This window comes from Bacillus sp. BF2-3 (genome assembly GCF_008368795.1).
Lineage (GTDB): Bacteria > Bacillota > Bacilli > Bacillales > Bacillaceae_G > Bacillus_A > Bacillus_A cereus.
This window is the reverse complement of sequence record NZ_QOSA01000057.1, coordinates 1-21,454: the sequence shown is the minus strand read 5'-3', so window position 1 is coordinate 21,454 and position 21,454 is coordinate 1. Positions and strand designations below refer to the sequence as shown.

Sequence of the window (21,454 nt, the reverse complement as noted above, 5' to 3'; positions counted from 1 at the left end):
ATGTATGACAGTAAAGAATACTCTATAAAAAAAATTGTAGAAGGAACTGGTGTATCACAAGGTTCTCTTTATCGAGCAATTAATCAATGAAAACTCGAAGAAACACAGAATTAATAACCCTCTAAGTTTTCTATGCATCCTCTACATATTAAAGAGCCGATTTACTCGTAACGAGGTAAAATACGGCTCTTATTTTATAGACATTCCCTTAGCGTGGTTTTTTTCCGAAATGCTGGCGGTACCCCTTTTACTTCTACTCGAATAACACGATAAAACCTAGGAAATATCCTTCTTCTATCAATAGCCATTTATTTCATCCCCTTAGTTTTAATGAATTTCCCCCTCTATAATGATAGCATTATTTTTTAATTTTAAACGAATTATGTATATACAAAAAGGGAACATGGATTATCTCCACATTCCCTTTTCAAATTACTATATGTTCAATAGTTGTTTAATAAATTCAAACAATCCAGTAGACCCAAATACAGCAGAAATAACAACTTCAAAATTAACATGAAAAGAAATTTCTGTTGTGTCTGAATCCTTCTTATAGAAGAATTTGAACATAGACGATCCTCCGATCGTACGTTGTATTCGATATAAATAAAAAAATTCCCTTTATAATTCACGTTGTCTAAACGGTATCTACCCTACAATATTACTGGGTGATAAGTATTCTCAAAAAAGAAAGCAATACCTAATCCCAGTACGCGACAATAGATAAAATAGTAATCACTTACTTACCTATATTATCTCAAATTATGCCTAAACAAACAAGTGTTTCCATTCAAATTTTCTCCAGAATCCAAACGTTTATCTTTATAATCCCTTTATCCAATCCTCACGTCTCTTTTTCAATTCCACTTTGCTAGCTAACTCATTCCCCTTAACATTTCCAATTGGTTTATATAAGTTAATAGCATATAATTCATAGATATTTCGGTCTCTCCTATCACAATAAAACACATCAACAGAATGAAACACACGATGGAATCTCTTTGTAACACTACTCTTACCAGTCATATGTTTAGTAAGCCTCTTACTTAAATTCAAAGCCTCTCCAATGTAAACAATTTCCCCACTTAAGTCCCTTATAAAATAAAATCCTGAATCTGAATTAACTTTATAAATTTCTGATACTGGAATACTTAAAGAACTCTTAGGAATTTCAATCTTTATCAAAGTTATCTCTCTCATTTCTAATCTTTTTCTTTTATAATATGATTCTATGATATACTCTTGATAAGCTGGGGAATCGCTCCCCTCTATGTACTTATTTATTTATCTATTCAGCTTGACGCTTAGTCCTTTAAGACTAAGCGTCTTTTTTCGTTTACCCCTATATAATTCTTAATCTATGTGTCGTTTAAACTCCATTTCCCTCTACTTTAGTTAATCGTAGTTACTTAGGTATACCACTATCCATGGTTTTTAGTAATTAGTTTTATACTTAACGTGCAGTATATTAGTTAAAATGTGTCTAAACGTACAATTTTCTTTTTTTGATATGGTGAGGCCTATAACGCTAGTATCTTTTCTTGCTTCTATTTCTTTTAATGGATCCATAAATTTTATCCATGACAAACTCTTCTCGTTCTTTCCAAATATCTTCAGCTTCCTCTAATGTAACTACTCTCACTAACCCCTCAATTGCTGTATCTTTAACTAAAAATGTAGCTACAGCTCCTGTAGATGTTGAATATTTAGTAATAACTGAATCTATAATAGTATCAATTTCTATTAAGTTATTATTAGACTCCTCTTCATTTTGACTACTTTCGTTTAATATTTTTTTATCGGAAAGTTCTTTTAATCGGGAATTTAGAATAAACTCTACATAACCGATTGGCGAATCAATATCTGAACGAAAACGTATCTCCTCAATTATCTCTAATACAATCTCTTTATGCTTTGCCCATTTCTCAAAAACTTTAGGAAATACTTTTTCTTTACAACGTTCTTCAAATCTTTTAATTTTTTGTTCGAATGTATTTGGCTGTTGAAACTTATCTAATTTCTTTTCAAAATGAACTAAATCAGAATCTTTCTTTTTCTGAGCACGAATGATAAATTTAATTTTTTGTACTTTCCTACCTAGTTTAATTTCCTCAAATTCAAAAGAAATATCTGTTTTTTGGTTTAATTCTTTTTGAGAGGGTTTCAATACACGTTGCTTAAAATTTGCATAGTTAGGATATACATCCATTGCATCTAAGTAATACCTTAAGTTTTCTAGACTAATTGTACGTTCCCTTAAATCTTCATATTGCTTAAGTAGTTCATAAATACGTATAGCATATGTACTTTTTAATTTAACAATATTAGCCAATCTATAGCTTGTAAATTTGCTACTTAGTTCCAATAAGAATGGCTTTAATAAAGGATCGAAACGCATATCAATTGTCCCTTTATTTCTATTGTAAATTGCTGAAGAAAGCCAAGATACTTGTATTAATTCTTCCCCTGCTCGAATTTCAATTACTTTAGATAATAGTTCCTTTGTAATTTTACTTAACTCTGTATATTTAGTAGATCCATTCAAACCAAGTAGATCATGGAATTGTTTAATTGGGAATGTGTATGTTTTAAAATCCCGGTCGTTGGGTTCAATATTACTAGCCAAACAAAGTAACATTTTTTGTTCAACTAAATTCAAACGTGAATTAGCTTCAATCAAAGTATTTGATTTAGAAACAATATTATTCTCTTTAATTTGTAAATCTTGATTTATAGACATATCTACATACGTCATTCCTTTCCTAACCCTATTGCTAAATTAACTATAACAAACAACAACACTTTGTTATAGTTAATTTTTTTTAAAATCTTATAATAGATTTCCCACTGTAAGATATCTAAGCATTCTACATAACATAATTATGTAGAATACTAAAATAATGAAACTTAATCTTTCTAAATTTATAAAAATATATATCATTTAACTAATTTATTATCTTTAAAACCAGTTTTGTTATAGCTGCAACCAAATTTGTTATCTTTAAAACCGTTTTTGTTATAGGTAGACAACCAAATTTGTTATCTTTAAAACCAGTTTTGTTATAGACGGAACCGAATTTGTTATCTTTAAAACCAGTTTTGTTATAGATAAGCAACCAAATTTGTTATCTTTAAAACCAGTTTTGTTATAGCTGCAACCAAATTTGTTATCTTTAAAACCGTTTTTGTTATAGATAAGTACTATAATCCCTTATGTAACAATATGTTTCAGCTTTCTAAAACATATAAACATATAAAACATATAAAACAATTATTATATAAACATACAAAACATATTAAATTATGTTGAATGTATTAAAATATATTAAAATATATTATCATTTTATAAACACACCACATACAATTTCAAACTGTGATGTATTTATAAAACCAAATTTGTTACGTTTATCTCTTTTTACATAGTTATAAATCATGCAACAAGTTTACGGTTTTTTGTCCCTCATCAAAATCCTTTTATGCTATACCCTTAGAAACTTTATGCTTATTAAGATTTGAAGCCAAATATCATTGAATGGATATATAATTATTATTGAAGAGCAATCTGTAGGTCACATAGGTACACTTCAAAAGAGGAAAGCAATTTAAATAAGTGCTTTCCTCTCCATCTTATTATCATAATGGAGGTACCACAATGAAAGAACATAACAAATAAAAATCATATTACATAAGAGAATACACATTAAGAGATAAAAGCACAAAATCAATTAGGGTTGAACCCTGGCGCTCTTTTAAAGAAGAAATGAAAGTACTTGGTATTACAGATAGTCACGTTTTTCAAATTCAGCTGATTAAAAAGCTCATAAAATAATAAAAAAGCCTTGTTGTATAAACAAGACTTTTCCCTTTTATTTGATTGCATACCGACTATCCTCGGAAACACATAAACTTGCTGTATTCACTTTTATACTACATTTTCCTAATCGCCGCTTTACTTCCGATTGTAATTTTTCGTTTGCTTCCTCTAAAGAACTTGCTGGAATAATTGTAGATTGTGAGCCTGTTACCTTGCCACTATACATCACTGAAAAGTTCAATTCATATTGATGTATCAAAATTTTCCCACTCCTTTTTTCATGGATTTTCTCACAGATCATTCTTATTTTTCGCTTGCTCCTGTTGTTTTTGAAGATAGGTACGCATTTGCGGTACATACCAGCTTTTTCTTAATCGGATAATCGCAATTCCCACAATTAAAATCAAAAAGGCTTGTAGGAAAATATCTTGTGTTTCCCATAACGTGCACAAATACAGAAGACTTCCCGAACAAAAATAATACATGGCCAATAATAGGTTTATATTTGCGATTATCATTTATTTCTTTACAATCGCAGCAATTCCTGCCAAAACAAGCGTACAAACTCCTATACTTAGCAAAATATATGCAATAACTTAAAAAAAATCATCCTCACACCCCTTTTTCTCTAAAAACTCATTTAAACCACTTAAAACACCGAATAAAAGACGAAACCTCATTCAATACCAAATATATTAATAACTCCTTTAAAATCAATTACAAACGAATTTGAAGCGTCATTTTTTCTGAAAGGGAAACTTTTTATGTTGAAAATCATATATGCATTGTTTTCCAACACATCCGATTGAAAATCCTGTAAAAAATGTTGCACCAACAATTTTTAATCCCCATTGCCACATGTTTTCTTGTAAAAAATGATGCGAAACATAAAGACATACCCCTGTGCAAACAATGATCCAAATTCCATATTCATCATATTTTCTTTGTTCTAATTTTTGTTCGTGGAACGGATACACCTGGATAAACAAAAAGGCTATCAGCAAAACTGACAGCCCAATTCCCAATACAATCATTCTTTATCACCTCATTTCCACTCGATTAAACCTCTTTATAACGCTTCTGTAACAATTGCTGTACACGTGCCGCATACATTCTGAAATAGGGAATGTTTTGTATAGCAACTTTTCCAAAGTCCATTTTCATTAATGTTTCTTCTAACAGTCTGAACTCAAATTCTAAAAATGTATCATGCTGTTTCTGAATCGAATGCGGGATATTATGCAAGGCATCCGCAATTTCTCGCACATATGTCACACTGGATTCATCTTGGTTTGAATAGGAAAATACATTTCGAATCAATACAAACGTTTCTTGCAATATTTCATACCCAATATGATGCAATACATTTTGATTTACCAACTCCCCTCATTCCTTTCTCTATGGTCCTTCAATTCCTGTATTGATTTGGAATTCATAATTTTCTACAAACCATTTTTCACCTTCTAATAGTAAATTTAATTTCATGGTGTGTTTTTCTTGTTGTTCTGTTCCATCAACCGTTACAAGATAATCATATTTAACCGTTACATCCGCTTTATTATCAGTGGTTTTGATGTAGTACATATCTGTTATCTTCGGTTTCGTTTGAATATGCATAGAGCCATCATCTTGTATATGGTTATGTCCATCATCTGGCGCGTTTAATAATTTGTTTCGTGCCTCTCCTGTTATCATTTCTTTGATTTTTTCAAATCCTGGCTTTTCTTTTTGTTTATTATCATTCTGTATTAACAGCTCAACAAACTGTTTCGCCACTTCTTGCCCTTTATCTTGGGTATTTTCTGTTAAAACTGTCACGCGCTTTTCCAATGCTCGATTTTCTGTTTTTAGCTCTTTTACTTGTTCCGTCCATTTCTTTTCCGTTTGCTCGACTTTATGCTGTAAGGTGTGATTTTGATTCCATAACCATACACTGATACCCACTAGTACAACTATGATTAAACCAACGATTCCCTGTTTCATCCCTAATCCTCGCTTTCTTTCCGCTTATTTCGGCAAATAAGGTGCTGGGTCGACTTGACCAAACGTCAAAGATGTTTTGATCTCAAAGTGAAGATGTGGCCCTGTTACTTGCCCTGTTCTTCCGCAAACACCTACCTGTTGACCGACTCCAATGTTTTGACCTTCCTGTACAGTAATGGACGACATATGACCGTATAAACTCCAATATCCATTCCCATGATTGATTACAACTACGTTTCCATATCCGCCAAACCCCGAACCGGAAGCGCCAAATTTCGCCCACTCTACAACGCCACCTTTCGACGCGGCAATTGGTGTGACACCGTCTTGGCAAGAATAATCAATACCTTTATGAATAGTGCCCCAGCGTGGCCCAAATGGGCTTGTAATTGTTGTTTGGGCGATAGGACGAATAAACCCTTGTGAGCTTGCTGATCCCGTATCTACAACGCCGCCTGGCTTTCCCGCTTCACAATTGAAAGTAAGTCCGCCCATTTGCGCCACAAATTTTGTTACAAATACTGGCCATAAACCATTTGTGCCATGCGGATCATTTGCGGCTCCTGGTGGTGCATATTTCGCTCCAATTGCTTCTATGGTTGTAATCCCCATACCGATATAGTTTTTATATAAGTTTCGGGCCATAGCGTTGATTCCTTCATCTAAAGTCGCAAACTTCATGAATCCTTTCATTTGTGAACTACCAGGGTCCATGAGGCCACCAGGATTGTTATAGTTCTTTACTGCATTAGAAGTACCGTTCCCCGTTTCCAACCTTGCAATGGCTGCTAATAAAACGGGATCGATTTGGTTTTGTGTTCCTGCATTTAAAAAAGTTTGTGCTTTCCCTGTAAAAACGCCGCCTAGGTGGGGTTGTAATTCTTCTGGTGCCACTGATTTTCCACCTGGCCGACAAACCGTCATTCCATTACTTGGGATGGTTGCTGGTGCTTCCTCTTCTTTTTTGCCAATGCCTTGCCCTAAAACAATAAATAAAAGAAATCCAATACAGACGAACAATCCTATCGTGAAAGTAGAACTCCCAAAAAGAAATGTCAGTAACCAGGATTTCTTTTTCTTCTTCTTTTTTTGTTCTTGTGCAATCTCTTCTTGTACCGTTTTATCTACAACTTCTTTTATTTCTGGTCTCATATCATCCCTCCCCCCTTACAACATGTATCAAGATTGATTGGAATACTTTCGAACAAGCAGCCCATATGTAAGGGCCAAAAGGATAGGTATAATCGCTAAAACATGAAATAGTAACGTTAAAAGAGTAGATTGCTGGGTTTGTATAAAGTCTAATAATCCAAAATGACCGATTCCTACAAACCAGATAAAAAAGGCTAGTTTGGCCCTGTCATCAATAGGGCAACGTAACTCATTATGGATAATTTGGAGAGTTAAAAGAATGAGCGTATACCAGATAAGTAACCCTAAACCAATCCATCCTAATAAATCTGTCGGCCATTCTCTCTGTATGAAAAGAATGATTATGTTCATCCACCCTAAACACCCAATACAGAGAAAAATACTGATACTCACCATTTTCATACACGTTAATCCCCAGTGTTTCATAGCTATATCGCTCCTTTTTTCGTAAAAAAATAGTAAAGTCCTAAAAGTCTAGGACTCTACTCATCTTTTTTTGGTGGCTCCAAATCATCTAAATCATCTAAGTTATCTAAGTTATCTAAGTTTTGCGGTTCAGTAGAAGGCATCCAATTTTCACTTCCCGCGGCTACAGCTCCATATTGTATATCTGGTGTATCGATTGTTTCCGCTTCTCCTTGGATCGGTTCATTTTTGCTCACTTCCTTCTCTTTTACTCGTGTTAAATCAGAAGAGGAAATGGATTCCGTTGGGATAAATGAGTCAGAAGAATTTTCATCTCGTACAGTTGACTCGACATCTATATGAGTATTTTTTGCAACAATCTCCCCAGACTCATTCACTTCTGCAGGAATAGCATCTGGAATATCTGTACTTGTTGTTTCTGTTGTATAAGGTACAATGACACCTTCTTCATTTACATCTGCACGAATTGTGTCTGGTATTAAAGGTTCATTTGCCTCTGTTTCAATTGGTGTTGAGATTTCTTGTTGTGGAATATGTGTTGAAGTTTCCTGTTCTGGCTGTATTTCTTCTCTTGAAATATCCATCGGAATTTCTTCTGTTGGAATGTCTTGTTGTGGGATATCGGATGGGATTTCTTCAAATGTTTCATGATCTGGTGACACTTCCTCTAATGGAAGTTCTTGTGTTGGTACTTCTGTTTGAATCTCTTCATATGCCTCCATATCGCTTGAAACTTCTTCTAGTGGTATTTCTTGTTCTGGTGACTCTGATTGGATCTCTTCATATGCTTCCATATCAGTTGAAACCTCTTCCAATGGTACTTCTTGTTGTACATCTCCATGTACTTCTATATCAGTCGGAATTTCTTCTAGTGGTACCTCTTGTTCTGGTACTTCTGTTTGAATTTCTTCATAAGCCTCCATACCAGCTTGTGTTTCTTCCCCTGCTGGGATTTCCTCATCTTCTAAAGATATAAGCTCTGGTTGAACCTCCATTTCTGATTCTTCTACATCTGTTCCTTCTTGTTGTCCTTCCATTTCTTGTTCTAATGCTTCTTTATCTAAGCTGATAAGATCTTGTTGCAATGGCACCTCTTCTTCACCTGGTGTCGCTTGTTCTTTCCCTTCCGCTTCCTGCTGTGGTAAATTCCCCTCTTTATCACGATCCTGTAGGGAAATAAGCTTTCCTTTCTTTTTATTCTCTTCTTTTTCTTGTTCCGTTTGATTGCTTGGTAATTCGTTCGGTATATTTGCTTGTATCAATGGATTGGCTTTTGTTTTTTCATCGTCTGTCCCTGTATTTTCTAACTGGCCGCCTGCCGCTGCTAATTCTGCCGCGCTGTTAAAATGTGCTCCCATTTTGTCTCCAATATATGAAATTGTATTTCCAGCATATTCTTTCCCTTTATCTACAACATTTTCAGTCATAAGGGTTATGTCTGTGACCGTTTTATATACACCTTTTACTCGCTTAAAGGCCGTGGCAATATTATCTCTAAACAGATAGCACAGAACGAAAACAAGGATTTGGAAAATCATTGTAGACACATATCCTGCAACGCCCGCTTCTGGTAAGACATACAGTAATTCTGCCACCGTAAAGATGATAACAAGCATAACAGACATAAAGATTTTTAATGCCAATGGGCGAATCCATTGTGAAGCCCAACTTTCAATGACTCTGCGGTGTCCTGGCAATAGAGCCACCGCCATGACGATTGGTGAGATAATACTCATGACAAGGAACCATAATTGGAATGCTACAATCAATAAACAAAACGCGATTACTGGAACACCTGCGAATGTATTTACCACATAATACATGACTGTAAATACAAGACGTTCTCCTACAGACGTAACAATCATCATTTGGTTTCCTCTTTTTATTTCCTCTTGTACCATGCTCTCCCTGTCTTTTCCTGGTGCTGTCGCTAATAATTCATCTACTCGTTTAGTACCTAATTTTTCTTTTGAATCTTCCCCATACTGTAAAAATAAATATGGTCGTTCAACTAACAAATCCCAAATCTGCTTTTTCACTGAAAAGATTGCATCCGCTTTAGAACGTCCTGGATCACCTGCAACTGTGCCCGTTGCTTTCGCTAACACCGTTACACTAATTTCAGAACTAATTGTATTTGCACTCTTTAAAATCGTACCTGCGTTTCCGATGTACGTAACAATAAAAGCAATGACAAATACTGTTTTCACTAATTCACTTAACCCTTTAGATGGTTGGCGTTTAATAAAGAAGATATAACCTGCGTAACAAGCGGATAACACACACGCAATACCGATAATTGCTGGGAATAGCCCTGAAGATAAAAAGCCGCCTTTTCCAATACCAGCAATATTTTGCATAGCCGCGCCTAATTTGTCCGCTACGGTATCTACAATGTCGAGGTTTAACGCTTGATCGACTAAGAAGATGGTTAATTGTCCCAGAATGACATTTAACTGAAAGGCCATATTCGCAAACCATTGACAGGTTGTATATAGCATCCTTTGTAAATCTTTCCCTACGCTATCATCACCAAATAAGTATCCACCAACCTTTTGAAACACGTTCTTATCTTCTTCCTTTGGTTGATATGTGTCGATTTCGTAATACTTATCTTTGTAAATACCATCTGTGTACCCACTAAATAGATTTTCGGAAATTCTTGCTCCCTTTTGTTCCTGTTTTTCTTCTTTTTTTGTATCTTCCGCTAGGGCCACATAGGACCCTAACGGTAGTAAAAAGAATACAAGAATCATACAAATAGAGAAGATTTTTTTCATTCCTTTTGCCTCCATTTATGAACATGAACTGGTTCCATACTTCCTACAGTTGAATTTAAATTGTTCCAGTTCCATTCGTAATTTTTCCATTTCCCGTCCTTTTCGTCTTTTACCATTCTAAGATATAATCCCATTTGCGCTTGTTCTACAGGGTCATAATATTTAACTCTGTAATAATACTCATTTTTATCTTCTTTCAAATCATATCTAAACAAGTCATATCTTTCTTTCATTTCTTGGCTAATATTTGGATTCCTTACTCCTTCTTCCATAAATTTATATTTTTTATATTGAAGATCGTTTAATTTTTTTGTATCCATTTCAATATAAGCCTTTACATATTCCATCGCGGCTTTATCCGCTTCTTTCATATCACGTTCTTTCTGACTTTCTTGTTGATTTGCATTGCCTTTCGTTTCATTTGAGCAACCCGCAACTCCCGTTACCATCAATATTCCTGCTACACATAGTCCAGATAACATACGTAATTTTTTCATCATTCCACCCTCCATATACAGATAATTTTGAATACTCTTATCTGTATTGTAATACGAATTACGCCAATTGTTTTGCGCGTTCTTCGTCTGTTTTCGTAGAGGAATCAAATGCAGTCTTTAATTCATGAAAAACAGGATCAATTTCTACAACAGCGGTTCGGCCAAAAATGTCCTGGAATAAAGCTTCGCCGCGTTTAAGCTGGCGTAACATTAAGATATTTTCTTCTGTGACCGGTAAGTTATAGTAACGCAACATTTCTTCCGCTTCCTTATCGTATTTCAACGCAAAACAGAACTTCATCCCCACATTGGCAACCTCTTTGTTTTCAGATTGATAATCAGATGCATTTTGCGTTCCTAAATACAAGCCGATATTGTGATAACGTCCTTCTCGAATGATTTTGTCAGAAGACGCTGCACCCTCTTTATTTTTCAAAATACTAGATGCCTCATCTTGTAGATATACTTTGAAAATACTACGGTCGGAATGCATTAAAGATTTTCCAAATGCCGCTAACGCAATTAAGATACTACGAGATAATTTGTCTGTAACACTTTCATTCTTTTCCTCTGATTTCGGAATGCGTAAATGTTGAATTTGTAATACTTGTAATGGGCGTTCTAGGCTTAATACGCGGTAATCTTGACCTGGTCTACCAAACAATAAATCTCCTAGCTGGATGCCTTCTAAGGTTGCTAAACGATTTGTAAGAGCGTTTAACCGTTCTAATTCAGTTGGCAATAAGTTAGGTTCTTTTTTCATTTTCTCTAGCTCTTTACGAACCAAAGTTAAACATGCATCTTCTTTTTCCGCCACTCGTTCAATCGCTTTATATAAATAGTCATATCGGATATCCTCTAAACCTACATCCGATAGAAACGTCAAAATTTCAAGTGCTAAACTCTTCGCATCTTCTATCGTTGCACTTATTCGGAATGGGTCTAAACAGCCCGCATCCTCTTTATTCTTCCCAAGTGTCCATACTTGCAAGGTATCCTCGCTGAACCCTGGCAATAATTCTGGCCATCTTGTGCGATCCCCCTTAGGATCGATGATAAATGCCCTTCCGCCACTCATAACAATCCAGAAGGCGAGTAAATTCATTAAGAAGGATTTCCCTTTCCCTGTTTGCCCCGCAAACATAACCGATAAACTTTCAAACGCTGTTACAATGTTGTCTAATGCTTTCGCCGCGAGTTCTGGACGAATAAAAACAGGACGATTTAATTTCTTTGTCTTTCCAATGTAAAACCCTTGATTATCGCCAATTTGTGTTGTCGCCCCGAACATTCCTTGTGCAAGTACGCCTGGTTCCACAAATAACTTAAAGTCCGTATTATAACGTTTAGAGCCTGGTAAGAACTCGTAGAAGTATGCTAATTGTTCTCCATATGGATTGACCAATTCAATTTTCATTTTGCGATATTCTGTAATCAGCGTATTGACGCGTGATTTTAATGTTTTCGCATCTTCTGCATATACACAAAACAGTACACTTAGTTCATATCCAGGTGCTCCCGTTGTTTCAAATCGATCTTTTACAATTTTGACGCCTCTTGCTTTACGATCAATTGTTAAATCTGTTGTACGACCGCCTACCATTGCTTGTTGGCGTTGATCGTTTAATTCCAGTTCACTGTTCGAAAGTTTTTGGGTAACCATCTGGTTTTCTAAATGATACGCTCGAATACTCATTTCAACAGGAAACTTTAATGAATGAGATTGAATGCGATAAATCCACTCTCCACCAGGAAAAGCCGATATTTCGGGCATATCTTTCACCGCAAGAAAAGCAACATGAGAGGTTTCCATTTCCCCTTCTTCATTTTGTCTTTCGAGTATAAGAGAACGCCCTGGGCTTTCATCAATCACCGTATCCGTTAAATGCACCATTTCTTGTAAATCTGGCCGACGTACTTTTACCGCCTTTCCTTCTTCATTTTTCAAGGTAACTGTAGAACCTACTTTCCAGTTTTGATCCCGATTCAGTTCTTTCATGCCACGTTTGAAGTTATGATGGAATAAAAAGCGCGTTGTTGACGGTTTCGCACGTCTTGTATTATGAAAGGCCCCTCTAACCTGGCTAAATAACACGTCTTCTACTTCTAAATAATTTTCGATTTCCTCTTCTAAAATATCCGTCACATTCATACCCGATATATTTTGAGCTGTCTCTGCAAACCCTTCTCTAACCTTCTTCATAAACTTCCATGTTTCTACGACAGGGTTACGAATTTGTCTTTCTTTCTGTTCCATATTCAGTTGTACTAAAACGAAAAAGCGATATTCCATGTTCTCTTTCGCAATGGCCGCATTTCGTAAGTATTCTTTTACCTTTTTAAAAAGAAAGCGTCCTGTAGGTGCCATTGGCCCTTTTAAAGTGGAAATATGTTCATCCAGAATTTCATCTGAATTTGTTGTACGAGGAATCACAAGCAAGTGGATATCATATTCTTGATGGGTAAATAGAGCGAGTTGATTGCGATAATATACTTTTTTTGTACTTTCGTCTTGATGATCGTATTCAAATCCGTCTACTTCATACACTGCGGATACTTTTCCGTCTGTACTAAACGCTAAATTCTTTTCAACGTGCTTTAATGGTGGTCTGTTCATCTTTTTCAACATATTCAACTTCCTCCTTTTGGGGTAAAAATGTTACATCATAAGCGTGTATGTCGTTCTCTTCTTCACTGAATGAATGTACGATTGGTAAATCTTTGACGTCATGTTGTACACATACATGACCATAAAACACATGTTTTTTAAGTTTGGGTACATTCACCAAGCGACTACTTTGATGCTTCCGTAAACGAAATGTGATCCAGGACCGAACAAAAGAGAATAGTGATTTTCCATCTGTTTTATATTTATCTGCGCCCCATACGAGGAAAAGAGGAATTACACCGTAATACATGAGCCAAACTTGGTCGATCATATCCCCAAAAATCCATTTAAAGGGAGGAAGGAAGCGGAAGGCTACAAGCCCCGCTTCTACCGCCGCAAAATAACCAAGTGCCCTCCATGTAACCGCACGCGGAAGACGATACCCCATAATTTCGTACTGTCTTCGCATATAGTTCATATAGCTTCCGAAACAATAGACAATGATAGATTTTGATTCTTTTTCTTTCATGTAGCCCTCTTCCTTTCCATCCCTTACTTAGACGCCAAACAATCCGCCTAACCACGTTCCGATTGTTTTTAATGCATCTGGTTTGTTAATGAAGAATACAACAATTCCACCGCCAACAATTAACGTAATCGCTTTTCCCCATGCGCGCTTTGCCGCTACGATCAAGATAACAATGATAAACGCACAATATAACGCGTATGTTCCTTGTGTCTTCATCATTTCGAAAAATCCTTCTAACCCGATTCCTAACACAAAATGATTTATATTGAACATATACATGCCCCTCTCCTATTTTGTTTTTAAGTCTGTTACAATCCATTGCTTTCCATCTTGTTTTACAAACAACGTATAACCTGTTTTCATTTTCGATTCAGAATGTGGATCAATCATAGATACCTCTGTTTGTACCTCATATGTGCCTTTTGTTTTTCCTGGATAAATCTTAGAGGAAAGTACATTTTCAAATTTCATGGCTCCTTCTAACCCTTTAATATCTGTATTGGCTAAAACATACGCGAGTTCTTTTTGTGTTGCGGTGGTATAGGATTTAAAAAAGGTTGGTAAAAATTCTCGAATGTCTTCTTTTACAGTGATTTCATGAATTTCCTCTCGTTCTTTTCCTGCTTTTTCTTCTGGTACTTCTGCTTTTTCATTCACCTTGACGATTTGAGGGAATCCACTAATCACAAAAGCCTTTCCATCTGTTCGAACAGGAACCGACACTTGCTGGATCACCTCCTTATCCTCTGGCCCGCTATTATCTGCTTTCATGCGGCTTAATTTGTATTTCACTTTAAAAATTACGCTTGCTTCTTTATCTGTAACCTCATCTACTCTTAATACAGTTGCATATAGAAAATTGGAATCCCATTGCATACTTACAAAATCTAAACCAACTTGCGGATCAAACGTTTTCGGTATATAGGGATGTAAGCGTTCTGAACGCTTCTTCTTGCCTTCATCCCCTCTTTGCCATGTAAAGTATTCCTTTGCGAATCCGCGCGCAAATTCAATTGCTTCTGGACGTGTAGAAAGGTTTTGTTTTTGCGTAACTTCCTTTGGAGTAGTACTGGCCTTTGCTTGTGTATCCCCCTTTCCTTTTACTACGGTTGTGATGGATACAATTAGCATCCAACTAAACAGGAGCCAAAAGGCCCATTTTCCAATTAAGCGACCTTTATAAGAAGGAAGCTTTGTGGCTTTCCTTGCCTTCCCTTGTTTACTTTCAAATGTTTTTGCAAACCACTGTTTCACCTTTTGAACCATATTCATCCCCCTTTCAATTTCGGTACTGGCGTAAAGATCGTTCGTAGCAATCACAAGCGAATGAAGCCATACCAACCGCGGTTGATTCATCTTTTATTTCATTTCTTGCATAATTGATAAAATTGTTGAGTTTCGTTTGACTGCCTGTGATATATGGGAATCTAGCATGAACCACATACTGTTTATCTTCATCCCTCCCCACTTCAAAGGACGCTCCATCTGTAGCCCGAAACGCCCTTACAAACTCTAAACCTTCCAATTCGTCCATCATGCACTCTCCTTTTCTCTTAAAACTGTAAGAAACTTATTTGCCTTTTCTTTAAACATCCACCCTTTGTCTATCCTTGCTTGCTCGAACATGTCATAACAGCTGATTTCACGCTCGATTTCTAACATGGCTTTTTCTTTTGTAAGCTCTACCCCATCACACTTCCATTCCAATTCATCTGTATTTAATCCAATTTCTATTTCGATAATTTTTCCGTTTTCCATCAGATAAAACTTCTGCATATATACATCTGTTTGAGACAAACAAATCTCATGTACTTCCTCACAACCCATTCCCTCATAGATTTCCACTAGAAATTGAGCTTCAACTTCTCCCACATTTCCTCTTTCATAAGTGTTTTTATGGGTAAACATTGTCTATCTCCCCCTCATCTTTTTTACTCCTTATCTATCCAAAGGTGATGATCCGCCAACTTAGATGCAATATCCGCCATTTCATGCGGAAAAACTACTTTTATGAAAAGAATCATCCATGCTAAGAAACAGAAAATGAACATCTCCCATTTTTTTGTGTAAATTGCATACCCGATTAACACAAACATGACGATACTGACGACAATACCTACCAAAATGGGATTTCCATGTGAAGATATTAGACTAGGATACGGCATCTTTTAGCCCCCCTTATGATCGACCATCTTCCATATTCCCACTACCACCAGGAAGAAAAGCAAAACACCTTCCCATCCTTGTGTATAGTAAATTTCCACGACCTTACTTTTCACCGCTTCCCAGGCTTCTCTTGATCCTGGTACTCTTTCAAATAACCAATCTGAAAAGATAACTAACAGAAAAATACTGGCGCTTATCGATAAAATAAACCGAAACACATTTTTACAGCCTCACTTTCTTTTCGAGATTCTGAATATTGCGATAAATATTGCCGAATGGGTCTTGTAATATATCTTGAAACAGTGTGATAAACACTGGTATCTCTGGACTACTTACCCCTTTTAAGTAGCGAATCAATTCTTTTTCTCTACTTTCACTACCCGCGATAAATACCAGGCGCCATTGCAATATTTCATACCCCATACCAACATGCGTCCGATACTCTGCCGCTTTTCCCTCTTGCGCCATGAAATCGTTATAACGGATAATCTTTTTTTCTAATACTTCTTTTGACCCGTAAGAACGTTCCATTTCCATAAATACACCAATGTTTTTATCAATCGCTTCTTTTAAACCAATCACCGCAACTCCATCTGGGCGTATGACACGACTTTTTCCTTTTGCATATTGAAATGTGGCCCGCGGTTCATTTATCCATTCCTTTAATTCCAATCTTTCTTCTCTCTTCGATATTAATGTCATGGCACATTCAATCTTTGCTAGCATTAAACTGTGATACACAAAGGATGCTGAACGTTTGGACCAACTATTTTTCCAATGCACTTCCCCTCGAAATCCACGAACCATTTCAACTCCTTTGGGTGTTAATGTATAAATCCGTTGAGGTTTCGCAAATTTTCGTTTCTGATTCCTCGATGATGTAACAGGTAAATACTCGTAACGGATATAACCCGCTTGTTCTAGCTTATATAAACGATTCGTTACCGATTTTTTGGTATAATCTACATACACCTTTTGATGAATGTACTCAATATCCAAGTAAATGTGTGTATGCAAATTCATGAGTAATTGTTCATCTGTGATTTGAAATAAAATGTTTCCCATGCCCCTTACTCCTTTTCCCAACTATCGAAAATACTTACTTCTTCTTGTGGTGTATCTTCTTTTATTTCTACATTTTCTGTTTCAATTGATACCGCTTGTTCTTTTTCGATTGTTGTAACAGGCTCTTTTACTGGCTTATTTTCTTTCTTTCCTTCTGTTGTTGTCGTAGCTTGTTTTCGGAATGGGATAATTTGCGCTTGTTGTGCGGGTTCGACTAGCTCTGTTTCTGAAACAGGTTCTTTCACCTCTTCATTAGAAGATAGTTTCTTTTCTAACTCATCAAATCCCGATGTCACAACAGGTTCTTCTTTGGTTAAATTGACTTTTTCGGCTTGTTGATACTTGCCTTTTCCATATAGAAACTCATCAATTTCCTTGTCGATTTCTAATCCTGCTTTCCCATTTTGTTGCTCTAAAGAATGAATCTTTGCTCTGGTCCATTCATTTGATGCATGAATTTCTTTTTCGTTTTTATAATTCGCCGCTTTTCCATTTGGTAGGTATCGGTCTAATGGTGGAACACGTATCGTACACCACACATTTTTTGCCTCACCTCTGATATAATCTTGTGTTTGAATCGCTACAACTAAGTTAGGAAGGTTTTGCAAATACTCTGTACGGAATTGCTTTTGCATAATGCCTTCTAACGTTTTCGCGGAATTATGACCTTGCCTACATACAAAGTAATTTCCGCCCGCCTCTGTTAACATGTCTGTTAACTCTCTGTCTAGCTGTCCCGAAACTTGCTGGGTAATCACCCATAATCCAAATCCATGCTTCCGATCCTTCGCAATGATTTTCGGAAGAACGGGTACTGGCACGTCATGGGCTTCATCTATTACGCCTAAATGTAGTTTTGAACCATGCGGCCGCTGTTGGGCGATACGGTGATATTGATTACAAATGTAACCGACTGTTAGTAATGTATCTTCTTTTCCCATGCCCGCTAAATCATAAAAGATAAGGTGGCCTTCATCCATCCACTTCCGAATTTCTAAGGAAAAGCCTGTTTGCCCGTACATACGCTTTAAATACAGCGTATTACGGAAGATATCTAATCGGTTTAAAATTGCCTGTGTGCTGTCTTCTAATGCGCTTCCTACTTCATATTTCCAAAAATGAGAGTAATATTTTTGTTCTGGTCCTTGTAAATTGGCGATTACATTTGCTCGAAACAGTTCATCACTTATGAAGAGTGGGATACTTAAAATCGTATGAATTTGACTCTTATCACAAAGTAACGTCCCAATAATCGCTCTTAGTAATCTTTCGGTTTGTTGTGCTTGCCCTTGAATCATTAACTTAATCATTTCCATAATGGATTCAACCACTGTTTGGATATCTTCATTTGGAAAACGATGAAACAAATTCAAAGCTGGCGGATGATCTGTGTTTCGAAAACGGATAAAGTGCACCTTACTCCAATCCACTTCTTTCCCATCCTTTTCCGCTTTTAAGAGTCGATTCATTGCTACATATGCCAAATCTTCTGTTGGATCAAATAGAGATAATCCACCCGCTTCATTCGGATTTTCTAGCCATTTATCAATGACACTTTGCATTAACCTCATGGCAATGGTACTTTTACCAGACCCAACTTTCCCCGTAATGTAGCCATGATTCTTGAAGAAATCTTCTCGAATTTTTACTAATCGATCCTTAATATAGGGATGCATCACATGACCAATTGAAATGCCTTCGGCCAATAAATCATTTGGTATCATGTTTTCACCTTTATCTAGATACAAAATGTTGCGCTCTATCTTGCTATTTTTATCCCCTGTTACGTTGGGAAGATGGAACAAGTTTAATAGCTCTGATCCCGTCCAGATCATTTTCCCGTATACGGGATGTGGTACAGCTGGCATACTGCGTCTAAACCGTCTATATCTCAGCTCATTCACATCAGCCATAATACTTGCCACCATATGCCCTAAGTTCTTGATAACAGGTACACCAGGATAATAGTCACTTGCAAATGAAACAGATACTTGAAATGCGACTTCATTTTTGGCAAATCGCTTATTTAATGCGCGAATTTCTTCTTTTTCAAAGGCATCTAGCCCATGCTTTTTCTTCTTTCGAATGGCCTTTTCTGCTTTTCGAATCCCTTTTGTCAGCTGATATCCGTTATCTGGTGTAAAAGCAATATCAATCCATGTCTTTTCTTCCATTGCACTTCCTAACATCGGTAATACATCACGTGTATAGCGTGCTAGTGATAATGTGGCATCTAGCCGCTTTCTCTTTAATACCATCCGTCCTCCTACCGCTTTTCTTGTTGGAAATGGCATTTCTTCCTTTAGGACGGTATAAATTTCACTGTGGGTATAGGCGCTTTGTATCGCTTGCACAACCTGTTTGATCTTATCTTCTGGACCACCTACATAAAAGCGAACACGCTCATTTTCTCCCTCTGGACGATACATCGTCATGCGATACCAATCGCGCCCTTTTAACAGACGTTCTAAAGGTTTTCTCCCCGAACCATGTACATGCCGAATCATTTGCCCTAGCTTATCTGGTGTAACTTCATCATCTATGTGAGGGATGAATAATACATATCGATACCGCTTCTTTTCTAGGTATAAATAGATGCCATGTAAGACAATTCGTATGACAATTCCTAACAGGATCAATAAAGCAATCCCACGAAACACACCGACTACAGTTGGCACCAGCTTCATCAATTCTGTGAGGATTTTTTCTTTAGAAAACCAGACAAATGCGACAGCTCCTATACCTAAAAGCATTTTCCAGTTCTTTTCTATGAAGTTTTCAATTTCTTTGTCGAGCTTGCTGTGCGCCACTTCTTCACTTCCTTTCTATCCTTGAAATGGCCTTATGCAAGGGCTACTAGTTTTTCACGATGCTTTTGTGATCGTTCTTCAGCGGCTAGTTGAATTAGAATTTGAGGTTGCATGATTCCGTTTTGAGGTTGATTAATTTGATCTAAGAGTGTTTTATAGTTGAAGAGTTCTTGCTTTACTTGTTCGATATCTAATTCACCATCTACCGTTACTTGTTCTTTCCAGAACGTTTCCCAGCATTCTTGACGATTTTGATACGCTTGTTTTCCCATCTTACTTCCTCCTTTTAAGTAGGGAGGATATTCAGTGAAAGAATGTCCTCCCATGAATATTATGATTTGCGCGCTTTTTTGTAAGGGTCTAGCGTGACCAAGAGAGAAGAGAAAATCATGTTTTTTCCCATTCTTCCCGCCCATTCTTCTGTACGCTTATTTGTTGAAGGTGTATGTGTTGTATGAGGAACTCGCCCGATATAAAAACCGCGTTTACTTCGCATATGCTTAATTGGTTTCATAAGAAATCCTCCTGTATTGTTTTATCTCTCTATATCGCTAAATAGAAATATTCTGTATACCTAAGAGGTTTCATTCATTATGAAGCTACTAAATCTAATTCTTCTAAATCTGTAGAAAGGATCGTAATTTCTTGTTGGTGCTCATTGAATAGAACATGTTGGATATTTTTTCGCAACTGAAACCCATCTTCCACCAATGCAAGTAAATATGATTTCGTATATTTCCTATCATTGATTTGATAATGTACATCAAATATGCACATTTGATCCCGCCCTCCCTTATCAGTTGAGAGTGTTTTACACTTCTTGATTCTTACGTTTTCTATATACGTAAACAGCTAGGATGCTACCAAGAACGACAAATGTAACACCAATCCATTTCCAATATGGATTTTCAGCTTTGCCGCCTGTTGTTGGTAAATGGCTTTCTACTTTCTTAGGTTGTTCTTTCATCGGTTGTGGTTGTTTTACAATGTGTTGTGGTTTCTCTGGTGTTGGTACAGGTTTTTCAATGACCTGTGGTGTTTGTGGCTTCTCTGGTTGTGGTTTTGGTTGTTCTGGCTGTGGTTGTTCCGGTTGCTCTGGTTGTGGCGTTTCTGGTGTTGGTGGAACTTCTTTCTTCTGATCTGCTACAACATGTTTGATAATCTCACCATCTGTTTTAATTTCAAAAGAAAATGTTTCTTCATTGATTAAAAATCCCTCTGGTGCGAATGTCTCTTTATATGTGTATTTACCAGCTGGTAATTTCTCAAACTTTGCAATACCTTGTTCGTTTGTTTTTCCTTTTACAACTTCCTGGCCTTGCTCGTTATAAATTGTAAACTCTGCACCTGGTAACTTATTGTTTCCATCAGCTACGTCTACTTTTGTAATTTCTAAGCTACCCTCAATCTTTTTGTTTTTTACGATGTGTTTAATAATTTCTCCATCCGTTTTAATTTCAAAGGAGAATGTTTCTTCATGTGACACATAACCTTGTGGTGCAAATGTTTCTTTGTATGTGTACTTTCCTGCTGGGAGTTTATCGAACTTCGCAATGCCTTGTTCGTTTGTTTTTCCTTTCACGACTTCCTGTCCTTGCTCGTTATAGATCGTAAACTCTGCACC

At 36.5% G+C, this 21,454-nt stretch carries 24 protein-coding genes and 2 pseudogenes; 1 reads left to right on the top strand and 25 read right to left on the bottom strand.

The features are described from left to right. A pseudogene (locus DN401_RS30420) lies at positions 1 to 90 on the top strand (recombinase family protein); the annotation flags it as partial. A 345-nt stretch (positions 91 to 435) separates the two neighbouring features. On the opposite strand, the gene DN401_RS30415 reads toward DN401_RS30420, so the two are convergent. From DN401_RS30415 to DN401_RS28790, 25 genes and pseudogenes are all read right to left on the bottom strand, one after another. Continuing rightward, entirely contained in the window at positions 436 to 570 is a 135-nt protein-coding gene (locus tag DN401_RS30415; RefSeq protein WP_255481549.1) for a hypothetical protein, read from the bottom strand. Between the two features lie 252 nt (positions 571 to 822). After that, the gene (locus DN401_RS28910) at positions 823 to 1,185 is read right to left on the bottom strand and encodes a GIY-YIG nuclease family protein (protein WP_149288115.1); all 363 of its coding nucleotides are present in this window, start codon (positions 1,183 to 1,185) and stop codon (positions 823 to 825) included. Positions 1,186 to 1,528: 343 nt separating this feature from the next. Further along, the gene (locus DN401_RS28905) at positions 1,529 to 2,740 is read right to left on the bottom strand and encodes a replication initiation protein (protein WP_098059189.1); all 1,212 of its coding nucleotides are present in this window, start codon (positions 2,738 to 2,740) and stop codon (positions 1,529 to 1,531) included. Between the two features lie 1,126 nt (positions 2,741 to 3,866). After that, on the bottom strand, positions 3,867 to 4,073 hold the full coding sequence (locus tag DN401_RS28900) for a hypothetical protein (protein ID WP_098801460.1): 207 nt from the start codon (positions 4,071 to 4,073) through the stop codon (positions 3,867 to 3,869). A gap of 31 nt (positions 4,074 to 4,104) precedes the next feature. Further along, positions 4,105 to 4,424 (bottom strand): annotated as a pseudogene (locus DN401_RS30410) (hypothetical protein). A gap of 127 nt (positions 4,425 to 4,551) precedes the next feature. Next, entirely contained in the window at positions 4,552 to 4,848 is a 297-nt protein-coding gene (locus DN401_RS28890; RefSeq protein ID WP_149288114.1) for a hypothetical protein, read from the bottom strand. Between the two features lie 25 nt (positions 4,849 to 4,873). After that, entirely contained in the window at positions 4,874 to 5,194 is a 321-nt protein-coding gene (locus DN401_RS28885; RefSeq protein WP_149288113.1) for a hypothetical protein, read from the bottom strand. 18 nt (positions 5,195 to 5,212) lie between these two features. Next, positions 5,213 to 5,797, bottom strand: coding sequence for a hypothetical protein (locus DN401_RS28880; protein WP_149288112.1), 585 nt, complete (start codon positions 5,795 to 5,797; stop codon positions 5,213 to 5,215). A gap of 24 nt (positions 5,798 to 5,821) precedes the next feature. Beyond that, on the bottom strand, positions 5,822 to 6,949 hold the full coding sequence (locus tag DN401_RS28875; RefSeq protein WP_149288111.1) for a peptidoglycan DD-metalloendopeptidase family protein: 1,128 nt from the start codon (positions 6,947 to 6,949) through the stop codon (positions 5,822 to 5,824). 27 nt (positions 6,950 to 6,976) lie between these two features. Next, positions 6,977 to 7,375, bottom strand: a complete 399-nt coding sequence (locus tag DN401_RS28870) for a hypothetical protein (RefSeq protein WP_149288110.1) — start codon at positions 7,373 to 7,375, stop codon at positions 6,977 to 6,979. A gap of 56 nt (positions 7,376 to 7,431) precedes the next feature. Beyond that, positions 7,432 to 10,155, bottom strand: coding sequence for a CD3337/EF1877 family mobilome membrane protein (locus DN401_RS28865; protein WP_149288109.1), 2,724 nt, complete (start codon positions 10,153 to 10,155; stop codon positions 7,432 to 7,434). Then, positions 10,152 to 10,652, bottom strand: coding sequence for a hypothetical protein (locus DN401_RS28860; protein WP_149288108.1), 501 nt, complete (start codon positions 10,650 to 10,652; stop codon positions 10,152 to 10,154). Before DN401_RS28860 ends, DN401_RS28865 begins: the two co-directional genes overlap by 4 nt. Positions 10,653 to 10,710: 58 nt before the next feature. After that, the gene (locus DN401_RS28855; RefSeq protein WP_149288107.1) at positions 10,711 to 13,281 is read right to left on the bottom strand and encodes an ATP-binding protein; all 2,571 of its coding nucleotides are present in this window, start codon (positions 13,279 to 13,281) and stop codon (positions 10,711 to 10,713) included. Then, positions 13,241 to 13,789 (bottom strand): TcpE family conjugal transfer membrane protein, encoded by a 549-nt coding sequence (locus DN401_RS28850; protein ID WP_000659657.1) that lies wholly within the window; start codon positions 13,787 to 13,789, stop codon positions 13,241 to 13,243. Before DN401_RS28850 ends, DN401_RS28855 begins: the two co-directional genes overlap by 41 nt. A 27-nt stretch (positions 13,790 to 13,816) precedes the next feature. Then, positions 13,817 to 14,068, bottom strand: coding sequence for a TcpD family membrane protein (locus tag DN401_RS28845; RefSeq protein ID WP_000281809.1), 252 nt, complete (start codon positions 14,066 to 14,068; stop codon positions 13,817 to 13,819). 9 nt (positions 14,069 to 14,077) lie between these two features. Continuing rightward, entirely contained in the window at positions 14,078 to 15,055 is a 978-nt protein-coding gene (locus tag DN401_RS28840) for a conjugal transfer protein (protein ID WP_074569878.1), read from the bottom strand. Between the two features lie 13 nt (positions 15,056 to 15,068). After that, entirely contained in the window at positions 15,069 to 15,326 is a 258-nt protein-coding gene (locus DN401_RS28835; RefSeq protein WP_098685811.1) for a hypothetical protein, read from the bottom strand. Next, positions 15,323 to 15,697 carry a hypothetical protein gene (locus DN401_RS28830; protein WP_000494041.1) on the bottom strand — a complete coding sequence of 125 codons (375 nt, stop codon included), beginning with the start codon at positions 15,695 to 15,697 and terminating at the stop codon, positions 15,323 to 15,325. The genes DN401_RS28835 and DN401_RS28830 overlap by 4 nt, the downstream gene beginning before the upstream one ends. A 23-nt stretch (positions 15,698 to 15,720) precedes the next feature. Continuing rightward, positions 15,721 to 15,954 carry a hypothetical protein gene (locus DN401_RS28825; protein WP_078986498.1) on the bottom strand — a complete coding sequence of 78 codons (234 nt, stop codon included), beginning with the start codon at positions 15,952 to 15,954 and terminating at the stop codon, positions 15,721 to 15,723. A 223-nt stretch (positions 15,955 to 16,177) separates the two neighbouring features. Continuing rightward, positions 16,178 to 17,020 carry a replication-relaxation family protein gene (locus DN401_RS28815; RefSeq protein ID WP_149288106.1) on the bottom strand — a complete coding sequence of 281 codons (843 nt, stop codon included), beginning with the start codon at positions 17,018 to 17,020 and terminating at the stop codon, positions 16,178 to 16,180. A 5-nt stretch (positions 17,021 to 17,025) separates the two neighbouring features. After that, positions 17,026 to 19,830, bottom strand: coding sequence for a type IV secretory system conjugative DNA transfer family protein (locus tag DN401_RS28810; protein ID WP_149288105.1), 2,805 nt, complete (start codon positions 19,828 to 19,830; stop codon positions 17,026 to 17,028). 32 nt (positions 19,831 to 19,862) lie between these two features. Continuing rightward, on the bottom strand, positions 19,863 to 20,102 hold the full coding sequence (locus tag DN401_RS28805; RefSeq protein WP_149288104.1) for a hypothetical protein: 240 nt from the start codon (positions 20,100 to 20,102) through the stop codon (positions 19,863 to 19,865). Between the two features lie 59 nt (positions 20,103 to 20,161). Beyond that, on the bottom strand, positions 20,162 to 20,344 hold the full coding sequence (locus DN401_RS28800; protein ID WP_045351294.1) for a hypothetical protein: 183 nt from the start codon (positions 20,342 to 20,344) through the stop codon (positions 20,162 to 20,164). A gap of 77 nt (positions 20,345 to 20,421) precedes the next feature. Beyond that, on the bottom strand, positions 20,422 to 20,607 hold the full coding sequence (locus DN401_RS28795; RefSeq protein WP_065211861.1) for a hypothetical protein: 186 nt from the start codon (positions 20,605 to 20,607) through the stop codon (positions 20,422 to 20,424). Between the two features lie 34 nt (positions 20,608 to 20,641). Further along, the coding region (locus DN401_RS28790; RefSeq protein WP_149288103.1) for an MSCRAMM family protein at positions 20,642 to 21,454 on the bottom strand (813 nt) is incomplete at its 5' end.